Source organism: Paraburkholderia polaris, from assembly GCF_012927345.1.
GTDB classification, from domain to species: Bacteria; Pseudomonadota; Gammaproteobacteria; order Burkholderiales; family Burkholderiaceae; genus Paraburkholderia; species Paraburkholderia polaris.
The window spans coordinates 33,304-45,294 of the sequence record NZ_JABBGJ010000062.1 but is presented as its reverse complement, the minus strand read 5'-3'; the positions used below and the strand labels follow the sequence as shown (position 1 = coordinate 45,294).

Genomic DNA, 11,991 nt, shown 5'->3' with positions numbered 1-11,991 from the left:
TATAAGCGCACCGGCGGCAAGATCGCATGGGACGACAGCCGCGATCTGTGGATGCACGAACTCACCCAGGCCGAATCGGATCAATGCGCACCCGAGTGGGTCGGCGCCGAGCATCCGCTTTTCATCCTCTATACGTCGGGTTCGACCGGCAAGCCCAAGGGCGTGCAGCACAGCACCGGCGGCTATCTGCTGTGGGCCGCGCAGACCTTGAAATGGACCTTCGACTGGAAGCCTACGGATGTGTTCTGGTGTACCGCCGACATCGGCTGGATCACCGGCCACAGCTACATCACGTATGGCCCGTTGACGCTCGGCGGCACCCAGGTCGTGTTCGAAGGTGTGCCGACCTATCCGAACGCCGGCCGCTTCTGGGACATGATCGCGAAGCACAAGGTCACGCTGTTCTATACCGCGCCCACGGCGATCCGCTCGCTGATCAAGTCCGCCGAAGCGGACGAGAAAGTGCATCCGAAGAGCTACGACCTGTCGACGCTGCGTATCATCGGCACGGTCGGTGAGCCGATCAATCCGGAAGCGTGGGTGTGGTATTACGAGAACGTCGGCGGCGGCCGCTGCCCGATTGTCGATACGTGGTGGCAAACCGAAACCGGCGGCCACATGATCACGCCGCTGCCGGGCGCCACGCCATTGGTGCCGGGTTCGTGCACGCTGCCGCTGCCTGGCATCATGGCAGCGGTCGTCGACGAAACCGGCCAGGACGTGCCGAACGGGCAGGGCGGCATTCTGGTGGTGAAGCGTCCGTGGCCGTCGATGCTGCGCAACGTGTGGGGCGATCCGGACCGCTACAAGAAGAGCTATTTCCCCGAAGAACTCGGCGGCAAGCTGTATCTCGCCGGCGACGGCGCGGTGCGCGACAAGGAAACCGGCTACTTCACGATCATGGGCCGCATCGACGACGTGCTCAACGTGTCCGGCCACCGTCTCGGCACGATGGAGATCGAGTCGGCGCTGGTGTCGAACCCGATCGTGGCTGAAGCGGCCGTAGTGGGCCGTCCTGATGCGACCACCGGCGAAGCCGTGTGCGCGTTCGTGGTGCTCAAACGTGCGCGTCCTGAAGGCGAAGAAGCGGTGAAGCTCGCCAACGAACTGCGCGCCTGGGTCGCCAAGGAGATCGGTCCGATTGCCAAGCCGAAGGACATCCGCTTTGGCGAGAACCTGCCGAAGACGCGTTCGGGCAAGATCATGCGCCGCCTGTTGCGCTCGCTCGCGAAGGGTGAGGAAATCACCCAGGACGTGTCGACGCTGGAGAACCCGGCGATTCTTGATCAGCTCGGCGGCGGAGTTTAATAGGTTGATAGTGATCGGCGACCGGACCACCATGGCCGATGTCCGATCCGCCGGACTGAAGTGAGGGCGGCACGGGTTGTAGAGGTCAGGTAAGCAACGATTGACTGCCGGTCTGGCTGATCGATTTATACACATTCAGATACATCTCCTCTTACTTCACACTGCGCCACGACTTTGTCACCTTGCCGGAGCTGTCGCGTAAGAGCGTGTGACGAAGAATTCAAAATCGCTTCATCACAGTCATCGCTTTCCGGCTCCCATTATCAGTTGCACTGTTCGCTGGTATTTTCGCTTTCAGTTGAGCGTACGCGACATAGAAGAGTTGCTGTTTGCGCGCGACATGGTTATCAGGAGTACCTTTGATTTTCGTGCATTTTTCCGGTTAGGGGCACGTAAGCGTGGCGCGGCTCCGCCTTGTGACCCTGTATAAATTTTAATTCCAATCAAGCACGTGCTGACTACTCGTTTTGGGGGGACTCGCATTTGCGTGATGGCGGTACCAGCCCGATGCGCTTCGAAAAGGGTATTGAAAAGCCAATAATGCAGACACCGTCTGCATTATCAATTCACTGGCAGGAGTCGACAGCGTGGGCTCGACGACTGGCGGTCGATGTGTGCAGATCACTCGCGGGACTTGGAAGGATTCGTCGCGCGTACCGCGCCACCGGGAAGTTGAATGTCCCGCGCAGATTGATGCCCTCCAGGTGGGCCGGCGCGATCCGCCTTAACTGTTCAGATTCCAGTGGCTGGCCCGCGGCTGCCTGTATTTCTCCAAGGACGCGTTGCATGTGGGTGGTGTTCCATGCCATCAGAATATTCGCTAGATGTGTCAGTGCAGAGGAAACCGCCGAGAGTGATTCCTGACGTCGGGCCAGTTCAACGGGAATCTTGCCGATATGGATTGCGCGTTGAACGTTGTGTACGGCTTCACCGCGGTTCAACACATGCTGCAACTCGGTCCTGAACGCGGTATTTGTGAAATAGTCGATCAGAAAGATGCTTCTGAACAGACGCCCGATGTGAACGCCACCTTCATACACGGCCTGCCCACGCGCTGCTGAGCCAAAGCGGGTGAGGGCGTCGACTGCAGTACTCTTTCCAGAGCGTATGGACGCGGCGATCCTCACAAACTCATCCCATACGTCCGCGATGAGATTGAGTCTGACATCGCGATCAGTAATCGGACAAGTCGCAGTGGGACATCGTGCCTGCGGGGAACGTGAAGTCGACGGTCACGAAGATGGAACAGACGAGGGCACAGATCAAAGCCTGGTGCCCGGGACATACCAATCGCAAAGTCGGTATATTGGAGGCTAGCCCGCAAGGACCTGATCCGACGCGCCACGCGTCTTTTTTGGCCTGTCACGGCTATTGATTTTGCAGTATGGGTAGGACGATGGGTAGGCCATCGCCTGGAGAAGTGGGAGTCAAACCTGACGGGGCTTTGCAGCCGCTTGTTGGAATCGGCTGCCTTCCGCCAGAACGCCCTGCAGGCGCTCCGTCAGCTTATCGTTGTAGAGGCAAAGCGACGTCGTCCCGGCGATCTCCTGCGCGCACGCTTCACCAATCTGCGGCCCGCGAAGCGCTGGGTCTGCTGCCTCGCTCACGAAAGTTCGAATCTTCACGACGGATGGTTCTGCTGCCCGGTTTACCATGTGTCGCGTCGACCTCACCGCGACTGCAGACGGGCCGTTGATGGGTCGTTGAGGCGTGGGCGCCGTGGATGCCGGTCGGCACTCCCACCCTTTCCGGAGGCGAACAAGTCGACTGTGCCCAACGACACGACGACACGCCGCTTGTTGCGACCTTGAGTACCTTTCAGTCAGACTCTGTAGATTAACGGATGAACGACCGATCAATCGTGGCCCGTTTTGACACAACTTTTGTACCCATCAGGAATAGATTCATGGACAAAATGGCAGCGCTGACCATGTTCATCGCGACGGCGGACTTTGGAGGTTTCAGCCGGGCCGCAGAGCAGTTGGGTAAGACGCTTTCCTCCGTCACCAAAGCGGTTATGCAACTGGAGGCCGAATTGGGTGCCCGGCTCTTCGAGCGGCCCACGCGAAGAATGACCCTTACATAGGCGGGGCAGATCTATCTGGACGGTGCAAGACAGGCGTTAGCGGAAGCGGGACAGCAGCAGATTGTGCCGTGCCCCCCCTGAAGGGGGGCATACCGGAGGGAGTCGAACCGATAACTTTGTCGACGGTTTCCTCATTCAAGGCACAAGAGATTCACATGACAAAACTGGTTCGAGACATCATTGCGCTGGGCGCGGGTATTGGCGAATACACAAAGCTGAACTTCGGCATGGACGAGAGCGATTGGCGCGCCGCGCAAGGCCAGAGCCGCAATTACATCGTCGGCTGGTGGGAGGGCAAGGTCGGTGCGGTGGAGTTTCCGGAAACAACGGCGGACGAAGTCGTCTGGCTTGTCGAAGGGCGAATCGCGCTGACCGACGCCGAGGGTAATCGCAAGGAGTTTCGTGCGGGCGAGGGCTATCTGCTGCCGGCGGGTTTTGCTGGCCGCTGGGAAACCATCGAGGACGCGAAGAAGTTCTACGTCCTGCTCGAGCAATCCTGAGCGCGTTGCGAACCGTTGCGCGCGCATGCGTACGGCGCGCGCCGACGCCTTCTATCCTCTGTACCGGTTCCCATTCATGAGTCAAGAAAACGAAAACAGGGAGACGCCGGCCGACGTCGTCTTCACGAATGCGCGCGTCTATACCGTCGACCCACACCGCCCCTGGGCGAGCGCGATTGCCACGCGTGAAGGGCGGATCGTGTTTGTCGGCGACATGGGCGCGGCACAACGTTTCGTCGGCGCGAAAACGCGCACGATCGACGCGGGCGGCCGGCTGATTTTGCCGGGCTTCGTGGAATCGCACTGGCACTTCTCGACCACGGCGTTCGCCTCGCAAGCCTTTCTCAACTTCGAAGACCCCCAACAGGTGCTCGAAGGGCTGCGCGCCTATGTCGACACGCACCCGGACGAGAAAAGCATTATCGGCATGGGCTGGGTGCAGGCTGCGATGCCGCCCGAGTTGCTGCGCCGCGAAACGCTCGACGCCATTTGCGCGGACCGTCCCGTGTGTCTGCTTTCCACCGACTTCCATACGATGTGGGTGAACTCGAAGGCACTGGAAGCCGGCGGCATCGACGCCGCCACGCCGCCCGTGGAAGAAGGGGCTAGCTGGTTCGAGAAGGACCCTGTCACGGGCGAGCCGACCGGCCTGGTGGTGGACGGCGCGGCCTATTCGCTGCTCATGCGCCGCCTCTCTGAGGCAGGCTATTTACCGCCGTGGGGCGAGCTCTATTACGCGTCGTTTATCGCGTGGCAGAAGAAGCTCGTGGCGGCGGGCATCACAACGGTCTTCGATGCGGGTTTTCTCGATCCAAGCGGCGACCAGACCTGGCTGTACGAAACGTTGCAGCGCATGGAGCGCGACGCTGTGCTCAAGCTGCGGGTGGTGGGCAGCTACGTCGCGGTCGAGACCCTGCGCGACCCCGTCGAGACCATCCTCGACTATCGTGCGCGTTACCAGTCACCGCTCGTCAAGGCGCGCACGCTCAAGCTGTTCCTCGACGGCACGGAAGTGAATCACACGGCCTATCTGCTGGAGCCCTATGCCGACCGCCCGCACTACTGCGGCGAACCGAACACGCCTATCGAGGACTTCAACCGCTACGTTCTGGAAGCCGATCGGCATGGCGTCGACGTCATGGTGCATTGTGTGGGCGACGCCGCGGTGCGCGGCGCGCTCGACGCGATCGAGCGCGCTAACACGCTCAATCCGCCACGTGACCGCAGGCATGTGATCACGCACGCGTTTCTCACCCATCCGGACGACATTCCGCGCTTCCGGCGTCTCGGCGTGCTCGCGAATACACAACTGCAATGGGGTGTGGTCGACACCTATACGAAGGCGATTCGGGCGTTCTATGGCGAGAAGCGCTGGAGCAGCATGTACAAGTTCCGCACCTTCATCGAAGAGGGGGTGACGGTGTCGATCGGGATGGATGGACTTGCCTGCCAGTGCCGGTGTCAGCACCGGCCGGTCGAGCATATCGAGTCCGGCAACACGCGTCAGCTGGCGGGCGAGCCCGACGCGCCCGTCTTTCCGGACATTAACGAACGGCTCAGCATTCCGCAACTTATCGCGGCCTACACGATCCACGGTGCGTACCAGCTCGGTATGGAGCACGAGATCGGCTCGCTGACGGTCGGCAAGCGCGCGGACCTCATCGTGCTTGAACAGGATCTGTTCGAGGTGGGCAAGTACGAGATCGGAAAGGTAGAGGTAGGCCTCACGATGATGAATGGCGAAGTCACGCATGCGCAGGGCCATTTCGTGGAGGAGGCCCAGTATGACTGATGCGACGATCCTGGGCCGTGTGCGCAACTCGCCCGAGGAATACGCAAAACCGCTGGGCGCGCCTGCCGCGCTCGCCGAGGCGAAGCTCTTTCCGTACTGGCTGGACAATCCGGCCGCGCCGGGCGCTGAAGCGGAACTCGTGGGCGCGACCGAGGCCGATCTGCTGATTGTGGGCGGCGGCTTCACTGGACTGTGGGCAGCGGTGCAGGCGAAGGAACTCATGCCCCATCTCGACGTGGTGCTGATCGAGGCAAACCTCGTCGCACACGGCGCCTCAGGGCGCGCGGGCGGCATCATTTCGACTTCGGTGATGCACGGGCTGCCGAACGCGGTGCGCGTATTTCCGAACGACATCGACCAGCTCGAGCACTTCGGCCAGCTCAACCTCGACGGTTTCGAGGCCACACTCGCGCGCTATGGCATCGATGCGGACATCGAATGGAACGGTGAGATGACCGTTGCAGTGGATGCCGGCCACCTCGATCATTTGCGCGGCGACTACGAGCTGCATCGCAAGCATGGCCACGATGTCGTACTGCTCGGCCGCGACGAGACGCGTGCGCAACTGAACTCGCCACTTTTCGAGGGCGCGTTGTGGTCGCGCAACCGCAGCGGCATCGTGCATCCGGCAAAGCTCGCGTGGGGACTCAAGCGCGCGGCGCTTGAACTGGGCGTGCGGCTCTACGAGCACACGCCGCTCGTCACGGTCACAGACGAAGGCAAGGCGGTGCGCGTCGATACACCGAAGGGCAGTGTGCGCGCGCCGCGCGTGGTGTTCGGCAGTGGCACGGCGAAGGTGGGTGTGCCTGACATCAACCGCCGCGTGATGCAGGTGCGCGACCACGTGCTCGCGACCGAGCCGCTCACCACCGAGCAGCTTGAACGCATTGGCTGGCGCAATCGTCAGGGGATCTATGACACGCGCACGCAGCTCAACTACTTCCGGCTGACGCGCGAGAACAACATTATCTTCGGTGGGCTCGTGAGCTATCACTTCGATGGCGACCCGGATCCGCGCACGGATGGCCTGCGCGAAACGTACGCCCGTCTCGCGCAGGCGTTTTTCCGGACCTTTCCGCAACTCGCCGACGTGCGCTTCTCGCACGCGTGGGGCGGCCCGATCGACTACTGTTCGCGCGGTTCGGTGTTCGCTAAACGCTACTTTGGCGGCAAGGCCGTGTTTGTGGCGGGTTATACGGGATTCGGCGTGGCGGCGAGCCGCTTCGGCGCGTTCATGGGATTGAACATCCTGTTTGATCGCAAGAGTCCGGAACGTCAACTCGATATTGCGAACGTGAGCCCGAGTTACATCCCGCCCGAGCCGTTTCGATGGATCGGCGCAAAGATCACGTTCCACGCATTCGACGGCGCGGATGCGCAAGGCGGCTGGAAGCGTGCCTGGATCAACGGACTCAAGGCGATGGGCTTTCCGATGTGAGGCGCGCGGCGGCGCGCCGCGCGGCAATCCGGCCTTTCTGCCGCGCTGCGATTAATGAGTCGCATGCGCGCCTGCCGATAAGCTTGCGCACGCGTTTCGCAAAACGGCTCGATGGGGGCAGAAGAACCCATGGCCAGATCGCAGGGGGAAGGGGAGCATGTTTTCGAATACCACCGATCTTGATTTGCGACTCATCCGCGTATTCCTCGCGGTAGTCGACGCGCGCGGCATTACGGCCGCCGAGTCTTCACTGGGCGTGCGCCAGTCGACCATCAGCAGTCATCTGGCCGCGCTCGAGGCGCGCGTCGGCTTTACGCTGTGCGAACGCGGGCGCGGCGGCTTCCGCCTCACCTCGAAGGGCGAGCGCTTCGCCGCGACGGCGCGCAGCCTTATCGCCGCGACCTCAGACTTCGTCGCGCACGTGCGCGACATCGACCGCAAGCTGGTCGGAACCTTGTCGGTCGGCTTGATCGGGCAGGCTCCCCTCGTCGAGAACGCCCGCATCGCCGAGGCAGTCGGCACGTTTCGCAAGCGCGACCAGGCCGTGCGCTTTACGATGAAAGTAGCCTCTCCGCAGGAACTTGAAGAGGGTGTGATCAACAACCAGTTCGACCTCGCAATCGGCTACTTCTCGCATCGCGTGCCGGGGCTTGTCTACACACCACTCTTCAGTGAGCAGCAGACGATCTACTGCGGGCGCGGTCATCCGCTTTTCCATGCGTCCCGCGCGCCGACCGCCGACGCATTGAAGGACTACGAATGGATCTGGCGCACGTATCCCGTGCCCGAAGAGCACAGCCCGTTGAGCGGTCGTCGCGTGACGGCCAACACGGACAGTATCGAGGCTGCGACGATCCTCATTCTCGCCGGAGGGCATCTGGGTTATCTGCCCGCGCACTACGCCGAAGCGTTCGAACAACGCGGCCTCGTCAGGGCGATCGGGCGCGAAGTGTTCAGCTTTGACGTGCCGTTCCATCTGTTGATGAAGCGCAGCATAGAGGGCAAGCACATCGTCAGAGCGTTTTTGCAGGATCTTGCGAGCGCGTTCACGATCCAGTCGGACGGTCGTGGCGGCGATTTCGAACGCCTGTGCGCGCCGCTTGATGCGGTGGAGCACGGGCGTCAATACGCCTCGACACGCTGAAATTTGAACGATGTCAGGAGGGTTGGGCCCATAGGTTTCGGCGCGCGCCCCCTTTATGGGGGCACGGCGCAATCCGCAACTGTGCCGCTCCCGCTCACATTGACGCAGGCCAACGTCAGTATTTCGACTTCGGAATCTATCGGCGGATATTCTCTACTACGATGCGCGGGTCCGTCTTTCCTTTCGTACCAGAACAAACAGGGACCCAGGCCCCATGACACCCGAATTCAACCAGCCGCTAGGCGGCAACGCGATGCCCCGTTTTGGCGGCATCGCCACGATGATGCGGTTGCCGCAAGCCGACACGACCGCGGGACTGGATGTCTGCTTTGTCGGTGTGCCTCTCGACATCGGCACGTCGAACCGTTCGGGCGCCCGCTTCGGACCGCGCCAGATCCGCTCGGAGTCGGTGCTGCTACGCCCGTACAACATGGCGACGCGCGCCGCGCCGTTCGATTCGCTCCAGGTGGCCGATATCGGCGACGTGGCAACGAACCCCTACGACCTCAAGGACTCGATGACGCTGATCGAGGCCGCCTATGACCGGATCGTCGCGAACGGCTGCCGGCCCATCACACTGGGTGGCGATCACACGATCGCCTGGCCGATCCTGCGGGCCCTCCACAAGAAATATGGCAAGGTCGCGGTGGTGCACGTCGATGCGCACGCCGACGTCAACGACATGATGTTCGGCGAGAAGATCGCGCACGGCACGCCGTTTCGCCGCGCGGTGGAAGACGGTCTTCTGCAATGCGACAAGGTCACCCAGATCGGCCTGCGCGGCAGCGGCTATCATGCCGACGACTTCGACTGGTGCCGCGCCCAGGGCTTCACGGTGGTGCAGGCCGAGGCCTGCTGGAACCGCTCGCTTGCGCCGCTGATGGAAGAGGTGCGGGCGCGCGTCGGCGACACGCCCGTGTACCTGAGCTTCGATATCGACGGACTCGATCCGGCCTTCGCGCCGGGTACCGGCACGCCCGAGATCGGTGGTCTGAGCGTGCAGCAGGGTATCGAAATCGTGCGCGGCATGCAGGGGCTCAATCTCGTCGGTGCGGATCTCGTCGAGGTGTCGCCGCCCTATGACCAGGCGGGTACCACTGCGCTCGTCGGCGCGAACCTGGCTTTCGAAATGCTCTGCGTGATGCCGGGCGTCCACTACCGTTGAGAGGCCGCGCGCCATGACGACAAACGACTCGCTCCGCGCGGCTGTGGCCGGCGGCTTGCCGGTTCTGCCTGCCGCCCGGATTGCCGGGCGCGCCGTACACGCCTGCGACACCTCCCAGCGCAGCGCGATTTACAACGCTTCGACCGGCGCCACGATCGGCTGGCGGGAGACCGCCTCTGCCTCCCAGATCGACGAGGCCGTGCAGGCGGCCCGCGCCGCGTTCGACCCGTGGTGCGCTACGCCGCCCACCGTGCGCGGCGCAATCCTGCGTACGGTGGCTGAACGCGTCGAAGAGGCGCGAGAGCCCCTCGTCGCGCTGCAGATGCGCGTGAGCGGCAAGCCGCGCGTCGAGGCCGAGGCCGACGTCAGCGACGTCGCCGCGACCTTCGCTTACTACGCCGGGCTGTGCAACGAAGCGGCAATGTTCGACGCCGAGCCCGTCGCCCTGCCCGATGCCACGGTCCTGGCCGAGCGCTTCTACGACCCGGTGGGCGTCGCCGCGTTGATCGTGCCATGGAATTTCCCGATGGTCACAACGGCATGGAAGCTCGCGCCGGCGCTCGCGGCGGGCTGCACGGCCGTGCTGAAGCCTTCCGAACTGACATCGCCCGCTGAGCACGCGCTGCTCGATCTGCTTGCACAGGCCGGCGTGCCCGAAGGGGTAGTCAACGTCGTGAACGGCGGTGCTGAGGTCGGCGCCCGATTGACCACGCATCCGCTCGTCGACAAGATTTCGTTTACGGGGAGCACGGCCGCGGGCCGCCACGTCATGCACGCCGCCGCCGAAGACATGAAACGCGTGACGCTCGAATTGGGTGGCAAGTCGGCACTGATTGTTCGGGAAGATGCGGACGTCGATCTCGCGGTCTCGCTAGCCGTGGGCGGTGCGTTCACGAATGCGGGGCAGATGTGCTCGGCGACCGCGCGCATTCTCGTCCATGACCATGTGTACCGCAAGTTCATGGCCGCATTCGAGACGGCCGTGCGTGCGCTCGTCGTGGCGCCGCCGGAGACGAGCGGCGCCACCATGGGGCCGCTCATTTCCAGCGCACACCGCACACGCGTGCAGGCGCTGGTCGAACGCGGTATGGCAGAGGGGGCGCGCGTTGCGTTCTGGGGCCAGGTGGCGGATAAGGTGATGGTGGAGGAGGCTGGCTTCTTTATGGCGCCCATCGTCGTGGCAGAGCCCACCGCCGACAACGTCCTGTGGACCGATGAAGTGTTCGGGCCGGTTGCCTGCGTGAAGTCGTTCCGTACCGACGACGAGGCCATCGCGCTCGCGAACGGGACGCGCTACGGCCTCGTCGCCACGGTCGTGACAGAAAACGAGGAGATGGCGCGGCACTATCGCCGGCGCCTGAAGACGGGGCTCGTATGGCACAACACGCCGCAGCTCATCTTTGCACAGACCGGTTGGGGCGGCTTCGGCCTGAGCGGGATCGGGCGCGAACTCGGGCTCGCCGGGCTGCGCAGCTATCAGGAACTGAGACACGCGATCGCGCCGGCCCCGCGCTAGCACCGGCGCCCTTTGCCCCTCGCACGTGCCTAATGGTGGCTTTCACGGATTTTGACCGGTTTATCTTTCTGATAAGGTTCAACGCACGACGGGAAAACGGACTAAGCGAAACCGGAGTCACCATGCTGCTCAACGTCGACCCTTTCAATCAACATAGCCGGCACGTCGACGTGTCGATCAAGGCGCTCGGCGAAGTCATCGCATCCGTGGGCCTGCCTCATTTCGCGCGGCGGCTCACGCTATTCCTGCACGAGATGATTCCGCTCGACTGTGCCCATGTCGAGCGCACGCGCTTCGATCCTGCCTCTCCGTTCGGCTATCGCTGCGAGTGGATTGGCAGCGGCACCGTCCGCGACGGTCAAGATATTCTTGACCACACGATGACGCTCTACTATGACCGCTTCCAGGCCATCGACCCGCTCTTCGCCGGCATTCGCGGCACGACGGGCACGCATCTCGCCGTGCGCGACATGAGCAGGCTGCCGGCCGGCGAGTTTCGCGATCTGATCTTCGATAGCCGGCAGATCGCCCATGAGTGCGTGCTCACGAAGAGCAGCCGCCACGTGCAGTATTCGCTCGCGCTCGTGCGCCGCGATGACCAGTCGCAATTTTCCCTTGCCGAGCTCAATCATCTCAGGCATCTCGGCGATTTCCTGTTTCCGCTACTGGAATTGCATGTCAGCACGGCGGCCGTGAAGCGCACTGCCAACGCGATGCCCGAAACCAATCCGCTGGTGCTTTTCGATGCGCGTATCGCGCGTGATGGCGTCCATCTCTCGAAGCGGGAGTACGAGAGCTGCCGGCACCTGATCGCCGGGCGTACAGTGCCCGAAACAGCAGCGCTGCTTGGGGTGCGCCAGACGTCCACCGAGTCGTATGTCCAGCGAGCGTTCGCCAAGCTAGGCGTAAGGACCAAACGCGAGCTCGCGCTGTGGGCACACGGCCAGATCGCACCGCAGATGGCGGAGCAATAGGACGCGCTGCTGTCGCCACTGCATAAAACGTCGCGCCAGGTGAAAGTGTTCGCGACCCATTTGCGAAG

10 protein-coding genes and 2 pseudogenes are annotated in these 11,991 nt (G+C 62.7%); 10 read left to right on the top strand and 2 right to left on the bottom strand.

Going from position 1 to position 11,991, the window contains the following annotated elements:
* On the top strand, positions 1–1,308 hold a 1,308-nt coding region (locus tag HHL24_RS39025), incomplete at its 5' end, for an acetate--CoA ligase (protein ID WP_169490632.1).
* A gap of 208 nt (positions 1,309–1,516) precedes the next feature.
* Positions 1,517–1,657: pseudogene (locus HHL24_RS44360) on the top strand (IS6 family transposase); the annotation flags it as partial.
* Positions 1,658–1,874: 217 nt separating this feature from the next.
* Here HHL24_RS44360 and HHL24_RS39015 read toward each other — a convergent pair.
* Both HHL24_RS39015 and HHL24_RS45220 read right to left on the bottom strand, forming a co-directional pair.
* Positions 1,875–2,614: pseudogene (locus HHL24_RS39015) on the bottom strand (Tn3 family transposase); the annotation flags it as partial.
* A 121-nt stretch (positions 2,615–2,735) separates the two neighbouring features.
* The gene (locus HHL24_RS45220) at positions 2,736–2,933 is read right to left on the bottom strand and encodes a hypothetical protein (RefSeq protein WP_206003210.1); all 198 of its coding nucleotides are present in this window, start codon (positions 2,931–2,933) and stop codon (positions 2,736–2,738) included.
* A gap of 281 nt (positions 2,934–3,214) precedes the next feature.
* Here HHL24_RS45220 and HHL24_RS39010 point away from each other — a divergent pair, with 281 nt between their 5' ends.
* From HHL24_RS39010 to HHL24_RS38975, 8 genes are all read left to right on the top strand, one after another.
* Entirely contained in the window at positions 3,215–3,394 is a 180-nt protein-coding gene (locus tag HHL24_RS39010; RefSeq protein ID WP_206003209.1) for a helix-turn-helix domain-containing protein, read from the top strand.
* A 155-nt stretch (positions 3,395–3,549) separates the two neighbouring features.
* A complete protein-coding gene (locus HHL24_RS39005; protein ID WP_121113201.1) occupies positions 3,550–3,894 on the top strand; it encodes a cupin domain-containing protein in 345 nt (114 codons plus the stop codon).
* Positions 3,895–3,970: 76 nt separating this feature from the next.
* Positions 3,971–5,686 (top strand): amidohydrolase, encoded by a 1,716-nt coding sequence (locus HHL24_RS39000; protein ID WP_169490631.1) that lies wholly within the window; start codon positions 3,971–3,973, stop codon positions 5,684–5,686.
* Positions 5,679–7,124, top strand: a complete 1,446-nt coding sequence (locus tag HHL24_RS38995) for an NAD(P)/FAD-dependent oxidoreductase (RefSeq protein ID WP_169490630.1) — start codon at positions 5,679–5,681, stop codon at positions 7,122–7,124. The genes HHL24_RS39000 and HHL24_RS38995 overlap by 8 nt, the downstream gene beginning before the upstream one ends.
* 157 nt (positions 7,125–7,281) lie before the next feature.
* A complete protein-coding gene (locus HHL24_RS38990; RefSeq protein WP_169490629.1) occupies positions 7,282–8,268 on the top strand; it encodes a LysR family transcriptional regulator in 987 nt (328 codons plus the stop codon).
* Between the two features lie 214 nt (positions 8,269–8,482).
* Positions 8,483–9,433, top strand: coding sequence for an agmatinase (gene speB, locus HHL24_RS38985; RefSeq protein ID WP_169490628.1), 951 nt, complete (start codon positions 8,483–8,485; stop codon positions 9,431–9,433).
* Between the two features lie 13 nt (positions 9,434–9,446).
* A complete protein-coding gene (locus HHL24_RS38980) occupies positions 9,447–10,949 on the top strand; it encodes an aldehyde dehydrogenase family protein (RefSeq protein WP_169490627.1) in 1,503 nt (500 codons plus the stop codon).
* Between the two features lie 122 nt (positions 10,950–11,071).
* Positions 11,072–11,923 carry a helix-turn-helix transcriptional regulator gene (locus tag HHL24_RS38975; RefSeq protein WP_169490626.1) on the top strand — a complete coding sequence of 284 codons (852 nt, stop codon included), beginning with the start codon at positions 11,072–11,074 and terminating at the stop codon, positions 11,921–11,923.
* Positions 11,924–11,991 lie beyond the last annotated feature (68 nt).